This is a genomic window from Paracoccus versutus (assembly GCF_000763885.1).
Classification (GTDB): domain Bacteria; phylum Pseudomonadota; class Alphaproteobacteria; order Rhodobacterales; family Rhodobacteraceae; genus Paracoccus; species Paracoccus versutus.
In genome coordinates, this window is the sequence record NZ_JRKO01000059.1 from 12,888 (window position 1) to 28,532 (window position 15,645).

General features: G+C 68.5%; 16 protein-coding genes, 1 tRNA gene and 1 pseudogene. 9 read left to right on the forward strand and 9 right to left on the reverse strand.

Annotated elements, in window-relative coordinates:
- Positions 1–29 precede the first annotated feature (29 nt).
- Genes IT40_RS21445 through IT40_RS21460 form a run of 4 tightly spaced genes read left to right on the forward strand, consistent with a single transcriptional unit; the run spans position 30 to position 4,588 of the window.
- Positions 30–1,544 carry an ABC transporter ATP-binding protein gene (locus IT40_RS21445; protein WP_036759565.1) on the forward strand — a complete coding sequence of 505 codons (1,515 nt, stop codon included), beginning with the start codon at positions 30–32 and terminating at the stop codon, positions 1,542–1,544.
- Positions 1,531–2,601, forward strand: a complete 1,071-nt coding sequence (locus IT40_RS21450; protein ID WP_036759567.1) for an ABC transporter permease — start codon at positions 1,531–1,533, stop codon at positions 2,599–2,601. Before IT40_RS21445 ends, IT40_RS21450 begins: the two co-directional genes overlap by 14 nt.
- Entirely contained in the window at positions 2,598–3,488 is an 891-nt protein-coding gene (locus IT40_RS21455; protein ID WP_036759569.1) for an ABC transporter permease, read from the forward strand. The genes IT40_RS21450 and IT40_RS21455 overlap by 4 nt, the downstream gene beginning before the upstream one ends.
- A 23-nt stretch (positions 3,489–3,511) precedes the next feature.
- The gene (locus IT40_RS21460; RefSeq protein ID WP_036759571.1) at positions 3,512–4,588 is read left to right on the forward strand and encodes a BMP family ABC transporter substrate-binding protein; all 1,077 of its coding nucleotides are present in this window, start codon (positions 3,512–3,514) and stop codon (positions 4,586–4,588) included.
- Between the two features lie 55 nt (positions 4,589–4,643).
- Here the strand turns inward: IT40_RS21460 and dps are convergent, their stop codons facing one another.
- The 5 genes from dps to IT40_RS21485 all read right to left on the reverse strand — a co-directional run bounded on the left by dps (position 4,644) and on the right by IT40_RS21485 (position 8,771).
- On the reverse strand, positions 4,644–5,117 hold the full coding sequence (gene dps, locus IT40_RS21465; RefSeq protein WP_024844371.1) for a DNA starvation/stationary phase protection protein Dps: 474 nt from the start codon (positions 5,115–5,117) through the stop codon (positions 4,644–4,646).
- A 145-nt stretch (positions 5,118–5,262) separates the two neighbouring features.
- The gene (locus IT40_RS21470) at positions 5,263–5,496 is read right to left on the reverse strand and encodes an acyl carrier protein (protein WP_011748063.1); all 234 of its coding nucleotides are present in this window, start codon (positions 5,494–5,496) and stop codon (positions 5,263–5,265) included.
- 136 nt (positions 5,497–5,632) lie between these two features.
- Positions 5,633–6,370 (reverse strand): 3-oxoacyl-ACP reductase FabG, encoded by a 738-nt coding sequence (fabG, locus tag IT40_RS21475; RefSeq protein ID WP_036759574.1) that lies wholly within the window; start codon positions 6,368–6,370, stop codon positions 5,633–5,635.
- Between the two features lie 64 nt (positions 6,371–6,434).
- Complete coding sequence (gene fabD / locus IT40_RS21480) at positions 6,435–7,361, reverse strand: ACP S-malonyltransferase (protein ID WP_036759576.1); 927 nt, start codon at positions 7,359–7,361, stop codon at positions 6,435–6,437.
- A 72-nt stretch (positions 7,362–7,433) separates the two neighbouring features.
- Positions 7,434–8,771, reverse strand: coding sequence for an ATP-binding protein (locus IT40_RS21485; RefSeq protein ID WP_036759578.1), 1,338 nt, complete (start codon positions 8,769–8,771; stop codon positions 7,434–7,436).
- A 58-nt stretch (positions 8,772–8,829) separates the two neighbouring features.
- On the opposite strand from IT40_RS21485, the gene IT40_RS21490 reads away from it, so the two are divergent.
- Together IT40_RS21490 and IT40_RS21495 are read left to right on the forward strand one after the other, a co-directional pair.
- Complete coding sequence (locus tag IT40_RS21490; protein WP_036759580.1) at positions 8,830–9,696, forward strand: MBL fold metallo-hydrolase; 867 nt, start codon at positions 8,830–8,832, stop codon at positions 9,694–9,696.
- 93 nt (positions 9,697–9,789) lie between these two features.
- Positions 9,790–9,864 (forward strand) — tRNA-Asn (locus tag IT40_RS21495).
- Positions 9,865–10,174: 310 nt separating this feature from the next.
- Here IT40_RS21495 and IT40_RS29730 read toward each other — a convergent pair.
- The 4 genes and pseudogenes from IT40_RS29730 to IT40_RS21510 form a co-directional block, all read right to left on the reverse strand.
- A complete protein-coding gene (locus tag IT40_RS29730) occupies positions 10,175–10,375 on the reverse strand; it encodes a rhodanese-like domain-containing protein (protein ID WP_208021419.1) in 201 nt (66 codons plus the stop codon).
- On the reverse strand, positions 10,345–10,782 hold the full coding sequence (locus tag IT40_RS29735) for an ArsR/SmtB family transcription factor (RefSeq protein WP_208021417.1): 438 nt from the start codon (positions 10,780–10,782) through the stop codon (positions 10,345–10,347). The genes IT40_RS29730 and IT40_RS29735 overlap by 31 nt, the downstream gene beginning before the upstream one ends.
- A 74-nt stretch (positions 10,783–10,856) precedes the next feature.
- Positions 10,857–11,351, reverse strand: a pseudogene (locus IT40_RS29740) (NAD(P)/FAD-dependent oxidoreductase); the annotation flags it as partial.
- A 161-nt stretch (positions 11,352–11,512) separates the two neighbouring features.
- Positions 11,513–12,067: a helix-turn-helix domain-containing protein gene (locus IT40_RS21510; protein WP_036759584.1), complete on the reverse strand. Its 555-nt coding sequence runs from the start codon at positions 12,065–12,067 to the stop codon at positions 11,513–11,515.
- 233 nt (positions 12,068–12,300) lie between these two features.
- Between IT40_RS21510 and IT40_RS21515 the strand changes: the two genes are divergently transcribed.
- The 3 genes from IT40_RS21515 to IT40_RS21525 all read left to right on the forward strand — a co-directional run.
- Positions 12,301–14,748 (forward strand): GcvT family protein, encoded by a 2,448-nt coding sequence (locus IT40_RS21515; protein WP_036759586.1) that lies wholly within the window; start codon positions 12,301–12,303, stop codon positions 14,746–14,748.
- 178 nt (positions 14,749–14,926) lie between these two features.
- Positions 14,927–15,358, forward strand: coding sequence for a RidA family protein (locus IT40_RS21520; protein ID WP_036759589.1), 432 nt, complete (start codon positions 14,927–14,929; stop codon positions 15,356–15,358).
- A 74-nt stretch (positions 15,359–15,432) separates the two neighbouring features.
- Positions 15,433–15,645: tetrahydrofolate dehydrogenase/cyclohydrolase catalytic domain-containing protein (locus IT40_RS21525; RefSeq protein ID WP_036759591.1), on the forward strand; the 213-nt coding region annotated here is incomplete at its 3' end.

The following is a 15,645-nucleotide window of genomic DNA, read 5'->3' on the forward strand; positions in this document are numbered from 1 at the left end:
TTGCGCAAAAAGCAGCGAGGCGCGCGACAGTGACGAATGTTTTCCGGGCCGAGGGCCTGGGCAAGACCTATCCCGGCGTGCGCGCCAATGACGACATCTCGTTCGGGGTCGAGGCGGGCGAGATCCACGCCCTTCTGGGCGAGAACGGCGCGGGCAAGTCCACGCTGGTCAAGATGATCTATGGCCTCGTGCGGCCGGATGAGGGGCATATGGCGCTGCTGGGCGCGCCTTACGCGCCGCATGACCCGCGCGCGGCCCGTGCCGCGGGCGTCGCCATGGTGTTCCAGCATTTCAGCCTGTTCGACGCAATGACGGTTGCGGAAAACATCGCGCTGGGGATGGAGAATCCGCCGCCCCGGCCCGAGCTTGCCCGCCGCATCGCCGAGCTGTCGCAGGGCTACGGCCTGCCGCTGAACCCCGCCCGCCGCATCGCCAGCCTTTCGGCGGGCGAGCGGCAGCGGGTCGAGATCCTGCGCTGCCTGCTGCAGCACCCGCGGCTGCTGATCATGGACGAGCCGACCTCGGTCCTGACCCCGCAGGAGGCCGAGATCCTGTTCGCCACCCTGCGGCAACTGGCCGGGGCCGGCACGGCGATCCTGTATATCAGCCACAAGCTGGAAGAGATCCGCAGCCATTGCGACCGCGCCACCATCCTGCGCCAGGGCAAGCTGGTGGGCACGGTCGATCCGCGCGCCCATTCCGCCCGCGAACTGGCGGCGATGATGGTCGGGGCCGAAATGCGGCTGGTGGACCGTTCCGGCCGCAAGCCCGCCGCCCCGGTGCTGGAGGTCCGGGCCCTGTCCACGCCGGGCGGCGAGGGCATGGCGCTGAAGCAGATCGGCCTGACCCTGCGCTCGGGCGAGATCCTGGGCATCGGCGGCGTCGCCGGCAACGGGCAGGAGGAACTGCTTTCGGCGCTGTCGGGCGAGACGCTGACCGCCCCCGGCACCGTCGCGCTGGAGGGCCGCGACCTGTCCCGCGCCGGCCCCGAGGCGCGGCGCCGCGCCGGCCTGCTGGCCGCGCCCGAGGACCGGCTGGGCCATGCCGCCGTGCCCGAGTTCAGCCTGGCGGAAAACACGCTGCTGACCGCAGGCGCCCGGCAGGGCCTGATCCGCCGCGGGCTGATCGACCGCAAGGCCGCCACGGGTTTCGCGCAAGAGGTAATCCGCGCCTTCGACGTGCGCACCCCCGGCCCGGATACCGCAGCCGGCGCGCTGTCGGGCGGCAATCTGCAGAAATTCGTCATCGGCCGCGAGGTGCTAGGCCGGCCGCGGGTGCTGGTCGTCAACCAGCCGACCTGGGGCGTCGATGCCGGCGCCGCCGCCGCCATCCGCCAGGCGCTGCTGGACCTGGCGGCGCAGGGCGCCGGGCTGATCGTCATCAGCCAGGACCTGGACGAATTGCTGGAGCTTTCGGACCGCTTCTGCGCCCTGAACCAGGGCCGGCTGTCCGCGCCCCGCCCGACCGAGGGGCTGACGGTCGAGGAGATCGGGCTGATGCTGGGCGGCGCCCATGGCATGGAGGTGGCGCATGTTCCGGCTTGAGCCCCGCGCCAGCGCCCCGCTGCTCTGGCAGGTGGCGACGCCCATCCTGGCCGTCCTGGCCACCATGATCGTCGGCGGCGGGCTGTTCGCCGCCATGGGCTTCGACCCGCTGGCCGCGATCCGCACCATCTTCTGGGATCCGCTGTTCGGCCCCGCCGCCGGCTATTCGCGCCCGCAGCTTCTGGTCAAGGCCGGGCCGCTGATCCTGATCGCCTCGGGCCTGGCCCTGGGGTTCCGCGCCGGGATCTGGAACATCGGCGCCGAGGGGCAATACATCATCGGCGCGATCTGCGGCGCGGCGGTGGCGCTGGCCGCCTATCCGCTGGACGCCTTCTGGATCTTTCCGGCGATGATCCTGGCCGGCGCGGCGGGCGGCTGGGCCTGGGGCATGGTCCCGGCGATGCTGCGCAACTGGTTCGGCGCGTCCGAGATCCTGGTCTCGCTGATGCTGGTCTATGTCGCGCAGCGCATCGCGGCCTGGATGGCCTTCGGCCCGATGAAGAACCCCGAGGGCTTCAACTTCCCCGGCTCGCGCAACCTGCAGCAATACGAGCCCGCCTCGAACCCCGAGCTTATCGCCAATTCCGGCCTGCATTGGGGCGGCGTGGCGGCGATCCTGGCCCTTGCGGCGACCTGGTTCGTCATGTCACGCCATGTCCTGGGCTTTCACATCCGCACCGCCGGCGCCGCCCCCCGCGCCGCCCGCTTTGCCGGCGTCCGCCCCGAGCGGCTGGTGGCGCTGTGCCTGGGCGTCTCGGGCGCGCTGGCGGGGCTGGCGGGTCTCTTCGAGGTCGCGGGCCCGGCCGGGCAGATCACCGAAAGCTTCGGCTCGGGCTACGGCTTTACCGCGATCATCGTGGCCTTCCTGGGCCGGCTGCATCCGCTGGGCATCCTGCTGGCGGGACTGCTCATGGCGCTGACCTATATCGGCGGCGAGCTGGCGCAGATGATGCTGAACCTGCCCGCGGCGACGGTGCAGGTCTTTCAGGGGATGCTTCTGTTCTTCCTGCTCGGCTTCGACCTTCTGACCCGCTACCGCATTCGGAGGCGCGCATGATGATCGACCCGCTTTCCGTCTTCATCCTGCTGCTCGGCGCCGCGACGCCGATCCTGTTCGCCGCGCTTGGCGAATTGGTGGTCGAGCGTGCGGGCGTGCTGAACCTGGGCGTCGAGGGCATGATGATCACCGGCGCGCTGGCCGGTTTCGCCGCCGCCCATGCCAGCGGCAGCCCCGCCCTGGGCTTTCTGGCCGCGGCCCTGGCCGGTGCGGCGGTGTCCATGACATTCGCGGCGCTGACCCAATTCCTGCTGTCGAACCAGGTGGCGACGGGGCTGGCGCTGACGCTGTTCGGCCTGGGCCTGACCGCGATGTTCGGCAAGCCCTATGAGGGGATGAAGGCCCCGGCGATGATGCCCGGCCCGCTGGGCCTGAACTGGATGATCTGGCTGGGCATCGCGCTGGTGCCGCTGGTCTGGTGGTTCCTGGCCCGCACCCGGCCGGGCCTGATCCTGCGCGCGGTGGGCGAAAACCACGACGCCGCCCATGGCCTGGGCTATCCGGTGCGGCGGATGCGCGTCCTTGCCATCGGCTTCGGCGGCGCGCTGGCCGGGATGGGCGGCGCCTATATCTCGATCGCCACCGTGCTGCAATGGACCGAGGGCATGACGGCCGGCGCCGGCTGGATCGCGCTGGCCATCGTGGTCTTTGCGCAATGGAACCCCTGGGGCGTGCTGGCCGGGGCCTGGCTCTTCGGCGGCGTCACCGTCTTGCAGCTGCGGCTGCAGGCGGCCGGGGTCGCGGTGCCGGTGCAGCTGCTGTCCATGGCGCCCTATCTTGCCACGATCTTCGTGCTGGTGCTGATTTCGGCCCGGCAGAAATTCGGCCGCTCGGGCGCGGGCGCGGCCCCCGCCAGCCTGGGCCGGCCCTTCCACGCATTGAAATAGGCACAACCTGCAAGGAGCATGACATGAAACGCAGAACCCTTCTTGGCAGCGCCGCGGCGCTGGTGGCCAGCACGGCCCTGCCCGCCTTCGCGCAAGAGGAAAAGCTGAAGGTGGGCTTCATCTATGTCGGCCCGGTGGGCGACGGCGGCTGGACCTATCAGCACGACCTGGCCCGGCAGGCGGTGGAACGCGAATATGGCGACCGGGTCGAGACCACCTATATCGAATCCGTGCCAGAAGGCGCCGATGCCGAGCGCGCCATCACGCAACTGGCGCTGTCCGGCCATAAGCTGATCTTCACCACCAGCTTCGGCTTCATGGACGCCACGATCAACGTCGCCAAGAAGTTCCCGGATGTGAAATTCGAACACGCCACCGGCTACAAGACCGCCGAAAACGTCGCCACCTACGACGCCCGCTTCTACGAAGGCCGCGCGGTGCTGGGCACGATTGCCGGCCGCATGACCAAGTCGAACAAGATCGGCTATATCGGCTCCTTCCCGATCCCCGAGGTCGTCCAGGGCATCAACTCGGCCTATATCCACGCCAGGAAGGTGAACCCGGATGTCGAGATGAAGGTGGTCTGGGCCTATACCTGGTTCGACCCCGCGAAAGAGGCCGATGCCGCGGCCGCGCTGATCGCCGAGGGCGTGGACGTGTTCATGCAGCACACCGACTCGACCGCGCCGCTTGCCAAGGCGCAGGAAGCGGGCGCCTTCGGCTTCGGCCAGGCCTCGGACATGGCGAATTTCGCGCCCCAACCCCGGCTCGCCTCGATCATCGACAATTGGGAGCCCTATTACATCAAGCGCGTCGGCGAGGTGCTGGACGGCACCTGGAAATCCCAGGGCGTCTGGCTGGGCATCGGCGACGGCGAGGTGGTGATCGGCGAGATCACCGATGCCGTCCCCGCCGAGGTCAAGGCCGAGGCCGAGGCGCTGCGCGACAAGATCGCCGCCGGCGAATACCACCCCTTCACCGGGCCGCTGAACAAGCAGGATGGCTCGGCCTGGCTGGCCGAGGGGCAGACGGCCAGCGACCAGGAACTCTCCTCGATGAACTTCTATGTCGAGGGGATCACCGCGCCGATGCCGAAATAGGCCGCGGCGCAAGCGGCAAACCGGGGCCTCGGCCCCGGTTCACCTGGCGGAAAGCCTATTCCAGGTGGCTTTCCAGGAACCACAGGTCCTTGTCCGCCGTGCGCGAGGCGGCGGTGAACAGGTCGGCGGTATCGGCATCGCCGGCCTCGTCGGTCGCGTCGATGGCGGCGCGTACCTTCTCGCCATAATCGCGCATGCGCTCGCAGACGGCCTTGATGTGGTCCTCGGCCTTGGTCAGGTCGGTCGGGTATTCCTTGAGCGTGCTGGCCTTGGCCACCTTCTCGACCGTGCCGACGGCGACGCCGTCCAGCACCTGCACGCGCTCGGCCATCATGTCCACATGCTCGTCCAGCCGCGCCTTCACGGTGTCGAACAGCTCATGCACGGCGATGAAGTTGCGGCCCTTGACGTTCCAATGCGCCTGCTTGATCGCCGCCGACAGCGCCAGGGCGTCGGCCAGGCGGGCATTCAACTCGGCGATTGCGGTCTTGCGGGCATTGTCGCTGAGCCCTTTGACATTCACGGCCATGAAACTCTCCTTCGTCAGGTCCGCCCTTGAAACGACATGGGCCTTGCGGCGGTTCCCCGCGACGCTGGGTCAAACCGCCGCAGGCAAAGAAAAAGGGCGGCGCTTTCCACCGAAAGCACCGCCCCGAAAGCTGGTCAGAGCAGGATCAGACCGCGCCCTGGATGAATTTCACGGCATCGCCGAAGGTCTGGATGGTCTCGGCCGCATCGTCCGGGATCTCGATGCCGAACTCTTCCTCGAAAGCCATGACCAGCTCGACGGTATCCAGCGAATCGGCGCCGAGATCGTCGATGAACGAGGCGGTCTCGGTGACCTTCTCTTCATCGACACCCAGGTGCTCGACGACAATTTTCTTCACGCGATCAGCGATATCGCTCATGTCTCTTCCTCGTTTTCGCGGGCAATCCGCCCAGATGTTCCAGCGATTGCCGGTCAGAGCCCAGGGCGGTTCCCCTGCGGCCTTGTTTGCGGGATATAGCACGGGAACGTGATCTTGCAACCCGCATAAACCACGTTCAGATCATCGCCATGCCGCCGTTGACATGCAGCGTGGCGCCGGTGACATAGCCCGCCTCGGGGCTGGCCAGATACAGCACGGCGGCGGCGATTTCCTGGGCGGAACCCATGCGCCCGGCGGGGATCTGCGTCAGGATCCGGCCCTTCTGCTCGTCGTTCAGCTTGCCGGTCATCGCCGTCTCGATGAAGCCGGGGGCGACGCAGTTCACGGTGATCCCGCGCGAGGCGACCTCATAGGCCAGGCTCTTCGACATGCCGACCAGCCCGGCCTTGGCGGCGGCGTAATTGCCCTGCCCCGGATTGCCGGTGGTGCCGACGATCGAGCCGATGTTCACGATCCGGCCCCAGCGCGCCTTCATCATGCCGCGCAGGACGCCCCGGCACAGCCGGAAGCTCGAGGTCAGGTTGACCTCCAGCACCTGCGCCCATTCCTCGTCGGACATGCGCATGAACAGGTTGTCGCGGGTGATCCCGGCATTGTTGACCAGGATGTCGACCGAACCCATCGCCTCGGCCGCCGCCTTGGGCAGGGCCTCGACCGCCGCCGCATCGGCCAGGTTGGCGGTGACCACATGCGCCCGTCCGCCCAGCCTCTCGGCCAGTTCGCGCAGCGGCGTCTCGCGCGTGCCCGACAGCGCCACGGTGGCGCCGGCGGCATGCAGCGCCTCGGCCACGGCGCCGCCGATCCCGCCCGACGCCCCGGTCACCAGCGCATTCCTGCCCGTCAGATCAAACATCACGCTCTTTCTCCGTTGTCCAAATACCCCGGGGGAATCCCGCAGGGATGGGGGCAGAGCCCCCTCATGCCTTCAGCGCCGCAATATCCGCCGGGACACCGATATTGCGCACCGCCGCATCCTTGGCGATGCGCTTGATCATGCCCGACAGCGCCTTGCCGGCGCCGATCTCCCAGAACTCGGTCACGCCCGCGCCGGCCAGGAACTCGACCGACTCGCGCCAGCGCACGGCACCCGTCACCTGCTCGACCAGCAGCCGGCGGATGGCGCCGGGCTCGGTCACCGGCTCGGCGCGGACATTGGCCACCAGCGGCACGGCCGGCGCGGCGATCTCGACCGCGGCCAGGGCCTCGGCCATCACCGCCGCCGCGGGCTGCATCAGCGCCGAATGGAACGGGGCCGAGACCGGCAGCATCAGCGCCCGCTTGGCGCCGCGCTCCTTGGCCAGCGCCGCGGCGCGCTCGACCGCCTCCTTGTGCCCCGAGATCACCACCTGCGCCGGGTCGTTGTCATTGGCGGCCTGGCAGACCTCGCCCTCGGCCGCGTCGCGCGCGATCTGGTCGACCGCGGCGAAATCCAGGCCCAGGATCGCCGCCATGGCGCCCTGCCCCACCGGCACCGCCTCCTGCATGGCCTGGCCGCGCAGGCGCAACAGCCGCGCGGTGTCGGCCAGGCTCAGCGCGCCCGCCGCGCAAAGCGCCGAATATTCGCCCAGCGAGTGGCCGGCGACGAAATCCGCGTCCCGGATGCCGAAGCCCTCGGCCTCCAGCGCCCGGAAGGCCGCGATCGAGGTCGCCATCAGCGCCGGCTGCGCGTTCCGGGTCAGGGTCAGCGTCTCGATGTCGCCGTTCCAGACCAGGTCGGACAGGCTCTCTCCCAGCGCCTCGTCGACCTCGGCAAAGACCTCGCGCGCCGCCGGATAGGCCTCGGCCAGCTCGCGCCCCATGCCGACGACCTGTGCGCCCTGCCCCGGAAATACGAATGCCCGCATCGCGGAATCCCTTCTGTCCTATGTCCTTGCGACAGCCTTAGCCCGCGACGTCCCTTGCCGCAACCGCGGCCGTCAGCGCGGAATCACGATCTCGGCCCGCAGCCCCCCCAGCCGCTCGCCTTGGCCCAGCCGCAACTGCCCGCCATGGGCGCGGGCGATGTCGGCGGCGATGGACAGGCCCAGCCCCACGCCCTGGCCGCGGTTCTGGTTGCGCGCGGGGTCGAGCCGGGTAAAGGGCTTCAGCGCCTCCTCGCGCCTCTCGGGCGGGATGCCGGGCCCGTCGTCCTCGACCGAGATGCGGAAATAGCTCGGCCCCAGCGCCGCCTCGACCTCGGCGCGCTCGCCGTAGCGCACGGCATTGCCGATCAGGTTCTCGACGGCGCGGCGCAGGCTGTCGCGGCGAAAGGTGGCGCGGCCGGCGCCGTCGCCCGCGACCGAATGCAGGACCACCCGCTGCCCGCCGCGCTGCGCATCGGCGACGATGCCGCGCACGAAATCCAGCGCCGGCACCGGTTCGGGCGGGGCATCCTGCGCCGCGTCGCGGGCATGGTCCAGGAAGGCGTCGACCATGGTGCCCATGGCCGCCACGTCGCTTTCCAGCGCCGCGATCTCCTCGGGTTCGGGCGGATAGTCCGGGCTCAGCATCGACAGGCCCAGCCGCAGCCGCGTCAGGGGCGTGCGCAGGTCGTGGCTGACGCCCGAGAGCATCTGCTTGCGCTGCTCGTTCTGGCGCTCGATGCGGGCGCGCATCTCCAGGAAGGCGGTGCCGGCGCTGCGGATCTCGCTGGCGCCGGCCGGGCGGTAGGAAATGATCCGCCCCTTGCCGTATTCCTCGGCCGCGCGCGCCAGCCGCCGGATCGGGCGCAGCTGGTTGCGCAGGAAGATCGTCGCGATCGCCGTCATCAGAAGCGAGGTGCCCACCATCAGCACCAGCAGCTGGTGCGGGTTCGAGGCGCTGACCCGCAGGCGCGGAAACACCAGCTGGTAATGCCCCCAGCGGCCCTGCAGCGTCACCCGCACCTCGCGCCGGTGGCTCAGGTCGACGGCGCGCACGGCGGGCACGCGCTCGTGCAGCTCGGCGATGACGATGCGGCCCGACAGGTCGTAGAAGGCCCGCCATTCCACGCCCGGCTCGGCCGGCAGCTGCAGCTCCAGCCCCAGCGGCACGACCACCTCGCCGGCAGAATCGCGCGCCGCCTGGACATCGGGCGCCGCCTCGATCCGGGCCGCGACCAGCGCGACCTCATGCGCCATGCCCGAGGTCATCTGCCGCGTCACGTCCTCGAAATGGCGCTGCAGGAACATGATGGTGACGACGATTGTCACCACCACGACCGGCAGGAACAGGATCAGCGCCGCCCGTCCGTAGAGCCCGCGCGGCATGGTCCGCTTCAGCCAGTCGAAATTCATTGCCTCATGCCTCACCCGGCCCTTGGAATACGGGCCCTGCCATGGCTAGGTTAGCCCCATGACAAGCGCCGAGAAAGCCCTGCGGATCATCACCGCCGACAATCCCTCGCCCTTCACCGGGCCGGGCACCAACACCTTCCTGCTGGGACGCGAGCGGATCGCGGTGATCGACCCCGGCCCGGACCTGGCCGCGCATCGCCGGGCGATCCTGGCCGCCGCGGGGCCGGGCCGCATCAGCCATATCTTCGTCACCCATGCGCATCTGGACCATTCCGGCGGCGCCAGCGCCCTGGCCCAGGCGACCGGCGCGCCGATCCTGGGCTTCGGCCCCGCCGAATCGGGCCGCTCGGCGGTGATGGAGCGGCTGGCGCGCGAAGGCGCCATCGACGGCGGCGAGGGGCTGGACCGCGGCTTCGCCCCCGACATCGCCCTGGCCGACGGCGCGGCGGTCGAGACCGACGAATGGCGCCTGACCGCGCTGCACACGCCGGGCCATTTCGCCGGCCACCTGGCCTTTCGCCAGGACGAGACGATCTTTTGCGGCGACGTGGTGATGGGCTGGTCCTCGACCATCATCTCGCCGCCGGACGGCGATCTGGCGGATTACTTCCGTTCGCTCTCGCGGCTCGATTCGGCGGGGGCGCGAGTGCTGCTGCCCGCGCATGGCGATGCGGTGCGCGACCCGGCGGCGCGGCTGGCCGAGCTTGCCGCGCATCGGCGCGAGCGCACGGTGCAGATCCTTGCCGCGCTACGCGACGGCCCGGCCACGGCCGAGGCGCTGGCGCGGCGAATCTACCGCATCCCGCCGGCGATGATTCCGGCGGCGATGCGCAACGTGCTGGCGCATCTGATCGCCCTGTCCGAGCTTGGCGCGGTCTCGACCCCCGGCCCGATCGGCTCGGATTCGGTCTTTTCCGCGCATTGACCGGGGCCGGCGGGGGATTTTCCGGATGGGTGAAAAAAATGCGCAAACCCCTCTGGACGACCCCGAAGAGCGCGGCTATACACCGCCCCGTGTTCCGGCGTAGCTCAGCGGTAGAGCAGTTGACTGTTAATCAATTGGTCGTAGGTTCGATCCCTACCGCCGGAGCCATAAAAATCAAGGTGATGAAGGGCGTCCTTCAAGTGTTGCGGACAGTTGTCCGACGCCGGGGATGAGGCCCGCCTCCGCGGCGATTGCGAGATCGTTTCGAGCGGTTTCCGGGTGGCGCATTGCGCCCCGCGTCATCCGAGCTTCCGCATTCGATCAGGTGCCTTCGGGCAAGGCCGTCCGCATCGCCAAGTGCCGGCCCGTGGAAAACACCGCCGACGGGATAGCCAGCGGGACCGAGGCCGCGAACCGTGAAACCGGCGGCCTGCCCCGTTCATCCGCCAGGATGAGGGCACCTGGGCCCGTGTCGTCCTCAAGCCCCCGTCTCGACGGCTAGCCCCGCCGCCTTCCATTCGGGAAAACCATCCTCCAGCCGTATCGCCTTGAAGCCCCTGGCGCGCAGCGCGGCCACGGCCTCGACCGAAAAGACGCAATAGGGGTCGCGGCAATAGGCGATGATCTCGGTATCCTTGGGCAACTCGTTCAGCCGCCGGTCCAGTTCCGAAAACGGGATATTGCGCGCGCCCGGAAGATCTCCTCGGCGGGACGGACGTCCAGCACCGTGACCAGACCGGCCTCGATCCGCTGGGCCAGATCCTCGCGCGACACCGCCTCCATCGAGTCCCGCGCATGGAAATAGTCGTCCAGCACGCGGTTGACCTCGGCGATATTGCGCTCTCCCACCCGGCTGAGCGCGCTGACGAGCGTCACCACCTCGGCATCGCCGGCGAGGCTGTAGATCACATGCTTGCCGCGCCGCTCGGTCTCGACCAGCCGCGCGCGCCGCAGAATCTGCAGATGCCGCGAGGTGTTGGCAAAGGACATGCCCGACAGCGCGGACAGCTCCTCGACCGGACGGCGGCCCTGCGCCAGGTATTCCAGCAGTTCCAGACGGTGCGGATGGCCGAGCGCCTGCGCCACCTCGGCCAGGCTTGCGTGCCGGGAGTGTGGATCGCCGCGAAATAATGTTTCGATCCGGTGCGGGCCTGGATTTCCTCCCGGCCGAGCCAGCGATGCTCCTTGCCGATCAGCTTCAGCGCGGCCGACATTTCGGTCAGGCATTTCTGCTCGCGCTCGGTCGCTGCGGCGTGGTATTTGCCCGAAGGGTCCCAATCGCAATCGACGCCCAGTTCCTCGACCGCCTGGCGAAGATAGGCGATCCCCTCGCTGTTGACGTGGAACTCTTCCTCGTTGCCCTTTTTATCCTCGGCGAAGTGCTTGTTGCGCGGATTATGCGCCAGATCGATGGCAAAACCGGCGCAACGGCCGGCCGCGCCGTCGCCGATGCGACCGGCATCGACAAGAACGACGCGGGCGTCGGGGGCGAGTTCGCCCAGCCGGCGGGCACAGTGGAGCCCCGTCCAGCCGCCTCCGACGACAAGGTAATTGCATGCGATATCAGTATTCAACCGATTGGCTGCGGGCCACGGACCCAGGGCGGCGAACCAACCGGAACGGGTCGGCTCCATATGGACAGGCATGATTTTCATGGATGGACCGGGATGATGTTTCTGGTCCGGACCTACATCACCGGGTCAGCCGGCGTGATGCTGGAAATTTCCCGCTCAGTATAGAATGGATTTATGAATTCTCCCTGCATGGACAGGGGTCGCCGCATCGCGGCCAACGCGCACCCCGGCTGAACTGGCCGCTAGTAGATCGGCGGAGAGACGATCCAGATGGCGATGGCGGGTTCGTCGCCATCGTTGCGCCAGGCATAGTCCGTCTCGCGGAACTGGAAGCTGTCGCCGGGCTCCAGCCGGATCTCGCGGTCGCCGATGATCAGGGTCAGGCGGCCCGAGATCAGGACGCCGCCGTCCTCCTTCGGCCGCGCCTTTCGCCGTCCGCCGCTGGACGAGCGCGGCGCGAAGGTCGACTTGATCATCTCGAACGAGCCGCTGAGCGTCGGGGACAGCAGCTCCTCGACCAGCCCGCTTTCCTGCGAGCCGATGGGCGTCCGGTCCGCCGCGCGCAGGACCAGCCCGCGTTCCTCGGGCGCCCGGCTGGCAGAGCGGAAGAAGAAGCTGATGTTCACCCCCAGCCGGTCCGAGATCTGCCCCAGGTCACGGACCGACGGCGTGGTCTGCCCGCGCTCGACCTGGCTCAGCCAGCCGACCGAGCGCCCGACATCGCCCGCAAGCTCCAACAGCGTCATGCCCCGCGACTTGCGCAGCGACCGGATGTCTTCACCCACATGATGGCTCATCGGCTCTCCTTCAGAGGATGCCGGCAAGGTGCAGCAATTCCGCTGAAATCTCAACATGACCGCAGCCGGTAAATGAAATTCCCGGATGGCTCTGCTTAAATTGAAATTTTTAATTGAAATTTCATTCTCGCCATGGATAGTTCCACCCTATCGGAAAGAACGGAATCGCCCCTCCTTCCCCGGCGACCCCCCGGCCCTGCACAGCTCACCCAGTCCAACAGCGGATAACCATCATGGTCGAACTTCCCAGCCAAGCCCGCGTCGTCATCATCGGCGGCGGCATTTCGGGCTGTTCCGTCGCCTATCACCTTGCCAAGCTCGGCTGGACCGACATCGTGCTGCTGGAACGCAAGCAGCTGACATCCGGCACCACCTGGCACGCGGCGGGGCTGATCGGCCAGCTGCGCGCCAGCCAGAACATGACCCGGCTGGCGAAATATTCCGCCGACCTCTACACCAAGCTGGAGGCCGCGACCGGGCTTGCCACCGGCCTGCGGCAATGCGGCTCGATCACCGTCGCCCTGACCGAAGAGCGGCGCGAGGAGATCCTGCGCCAGGCGGCGCTGGCCCGCGCCTTCGGCGTGGACGTGAACGAGCTTTCGCCGCGCGAGGTGCTGGAGCTTTATCCGCATCTGGAGATCTCCGACGTGGTTGCCGGCGTCCACCTGCCGCTGGACGGCCAGGCCGATCCGGGCAATATCGCGCTGGCGCTGGCCAAGGGCGCGCGGATGCGCGGCGCCCGGATCGTCGAGCAGGTCAAGGTCACGCGCATCACCACCACCAACGGCCGCGTGACCGGCGTCGATTGGGAAGCCGGCGGCGAACGGGGCCATATCGCCACCGAAAACGTGGTGAACTGCGGCGGCATGTGGGGCCGCGACCTTGCCGCCGACAATGGCGTCACCCTGCCGCTGCACGCCTGCGAGCATTTCTACATCGTCACCGAGAACATCCCCGAACTGGCCCAGCTTCCGGTGCTGCGCGTCCCCGACGAATGCGCCTATTATAAGGAGGACGCGGGCAAGATCCTGCTTGGCGCCTTCGAGCCCAAGGCCAAGCCCTGGGGCATGGCGGGCATCCCCGAGGATTTCTGCTTCGACCAACTGCCCGAGGATTTCGACCATTTCGAGCCGATCCTGGAAAAGGCCGTGGCCCGCATGCCGCTGCTGGGCCAGGCGGGCATCCACACCTTCTTCAACGGCCCGGAAAGCTTCACCCCCGACGACCGCTATTACCTGGGCGAGTCGCCCGAGCTTGCCGGCTACTGGGTCGCGGCCGGCTACAATTCCATCGGCATCGTGTCCTCCGGCGGGGCGGGCATGGCGCTGGCGCAATGGATGGAGGACGGCGAGCCGCCTTTCGACCTGTGGGAGGTCGATATCCGCCGCGCCCAGCCCTTCCAGCGCAATCGCCGCTATCTGAAGGAACGGGTCAGCGAGACGCTGGGCCTGCTTTACGCCGATCATTTCCCCTATCGGCAGATGGCGACCTCGCGCGGCATCCGCCGCTCGCCCCTGCACGAGCATCTCAAGGCGCGCGGCGCGGTCTTTGGCGAGGTCGCGGGCTGGGAACGCGCCAACTGGTTCGCCGCAGACGGGCAAGAGCGCGAATACCGCTATGGCTGGAAGCGCCAGAACTGGTTCGACAACCAGCGCGCCGAGCATATGGCGATGCGCAAGGGCGTGGGCCTGCTGGACATGACCAGCTTCGGCAAGATCCGGGTCGAGGGGCGCGATGCGCTTGCCTTCCTGCAGCGGCTTTGCGCGAACGACATGGACGTGCCCGCGGGCCGCATCGTCTATACGCAGATGCTGAACCACCGCGGCGGCATTGAGTCCGACCTCACGGCGACGCGGCTTTCCGAAACCGCCTTCTTCCTGGTCGTGCCCGGCGCGACCTTGCAGCGCGACCTGGCCTGGCTGCGCCGGCATCTGGGCGATGAGTTCGTCACCATCACCGACATCACCGCGTCGGAAGCCGTGCTGCCGCTGATGGGCCCGCGCTCGCGCGAGCTTCTGGCGCTGGTCTCGCCCGATGATTTCTCGAACGAGGCGCATCCCTTCGGCACCGCGCGCGAGATCGAGATCGGCATGGGCCTGGCCCGCGCCCATCGCGTGACCTATGTCGGCGAATTGGGATGGGAGCTTTACGTCCCCACCGACCAGGCCGCGCATGTGTTCGAGACCCTGGCCGGGGCGGGCGAGGCCGTCGGCCTGAAACTCTGCGGCCTGCACGCGATGGATTCATGCCGCATCGAGAAAGCCTATCGCCATTTCGGCCATGACATCACCGACGAGGACCATGTGCTGGAGGCCGGCCTGGGCTTCGCGGTGAAAACCGACAAGGGCGATTTCATCGGCCGCGACGCGGTGCTGAAGAAGCGCGAAACCGGGCTGGAGCGCCGCCTGGTCCAGTTCCGGCTGAAGGATCCCGAACCGCTGCTGTTCCACAACGAGCCGATCCTGCGCGACGGCAAGATCGTCGGCTTCCTGACCTCGGGCAATTACGGCCACGCGCTCGGCGCCGCGATCGGCCTGGGCTATGTGCCCTGCCGGGGGGACGAGACCGCGGCCGAGATGCTGGCGTCGGATTATACCATCGACGTGGCAGGCCGGATCGTGGCTGCCGAGGCCAGCCTGGCGCCCCTCTACGATCCCAAGTCGGCGCGGGTGCGCGGCTGAAACCGAACTCGTGGAAGGACGGAAGCCATGACGCTCCTGGTCCCCGTGAAGCGGGTGATCGACTACAACGTGAAGGCCCGCATTCCGGTGACAGCATCCGGCTGAACTTCTCGCAGGACCATGCGGCGGCGGCGGCCGCGGTCGAGCGCCTGGCGGGGCTGGTCGAACGGTATCGCGCATGAGCGCGGCTCCCGGACAGGGCAACCCGCTGCCGCAGGGCGATTACGTCGCGGCAACGCGGCACGGATCGCTGATCTTCACCGCCGGGATGACCCCGCGCGCGAACGGCCGGCTGATGTTCAGCGGCCCGGTCCGCAGGGACCAGCCGCTGGAAACCTGGCGCGAGGCCGTGGTGCTGGCCTGCAGCAACGCGCTGCGGGCCGCGCGCGCGACCCTGGCGCCGGGCGAGGATCTGGCGGCCGTCCTCAGCCTGACCGTCTATGTCGCCGCGGAAGCGGGGTTTGCCGCGCATTCCGCGCTTGCCGATTTCGCCTCGCAGTTCCTCAAGGAACAGCTGGGCGCAAGCGGCATCGGCAGCCGCTGCGCGGTGGGCGTGGCGACGCTGCCGGGGAATGCGCCGGTCGAAATCCAGATGGTGGCGGCGGTCTGATCTGCCGCGCCGCGCGTGTGGGTGCCGGGCTTTTGCCTTGGGGCGGGCTGCGGACATTGCAAGGAGAATGGCTTATGGGTGCAAGGATCATCGACGGGCGGGGCTTTGCGGCTGGGGTGCGGGCGCGTGTCGCCGAGGCTGTGGGCCGGCTGCGGTCTGGGCACGGGTTGGTGCCCGGGCTTGCGGTTGTTCTGGTGGGCGAGGATCCTGCGAGCCAGGTCTATGTCAGGAACAAGGCGGTCCAGACGCGCGAGGCGGGGATGGCGAGCTTCGAGCACCGGCTTGCG

What these genes read in the sequence shown, in the direction of transcription:
- IT40_RS21450 (WP_036759567.1), top strand. Translation starts at nt 1,531, where the DNA reads ATGTTCCGGCTTGAGCCCCGCGCCAGCGCCCCGCTGCTCTGGCAGGTG.
- IT40_RS21455 (WP_036759569.1), top strand. Translation starts at nt 2,598, where the DNA reads ATGATGATCGACCCGCTTTCCGTCTTCATCCTGCTGCTCGGCGCCGCG.
- IT40_RS21460 (WP_036759571.1), top strand. Translation starts at nt 3,512, where the DNA reads ATGAAACGCAGAACCCTTCTTGGCAGCGCCGCGGCGCTGGTGGCCAGC.
- dps (WP_024844371.1), bottom strand. Translation starts at nt 5,117, where the DNA reads ATGGCCGTGAATGTCAAAGGGCTCAGCGACAATGCCCGCAAGACCGCA.
- IT40_RS21470 (WP_011748063.1), bottom strand. Translation starts at nt 5,496, where the DNA reads ATGAGCGATATCGCTGATCGCGTGAAGAAAATTGTCGTCGAGCACCTG.
- fabG (WP_036759574.1), bottom strand. Translation starts at nt 6,370, where the DNA reads ATGTTTGATCTGACGGGCAGGAATGCGCTGGTGACCGGGGCGTCGGGC.
- fabD (WP_036759576.1), bottom strand. Translation starts at nt 7,361, where the DNA reads ATGCGGGCATTCGTATTTCCGGGGCAGGGCGCACAGGTCGTCGGCATG.
- IT40_RS21485 (WP_036759578.1), bottom strand. Translation starts at nt 8,771, where the DNA reads ATGAATTTCGACTGGCTGAAGCGGACCATGCCGCGCGGGCTCTACGGA.
- IT40_RS21490 (WP_036759580.1), top strand. Translation starts at nt 8,830, where the DNA reads ATGACAAGCGCCGAGAAAGCCCTGCGGATCATCACCGCCGACAATCCC.
- IT40_RS21510 (WP_036759584.1), bottom strand. Translation starts at nt 12,067, where the DNA reads ATGAGCCATCATGTGGGTGAAGACATCCGGTCGCTGCGCAAGTCGCGG.
- IT40_RS21515 (WP_036759586.1), top strand. Translation starts at nt 12,301, where the DNA reads ATGGTCGAACTTCCCAGCCAAGCCCGCGTCGTCATCATCGGCGGCGGC.
- IT40_RS21520 (WP_036759589.1), top strand. Translation starts at nt 14,927, where the DNA reads ATGAGCGCGGCTCCCGGACAGGGCAACCCGCTGCCGCAGGGCGATTAC.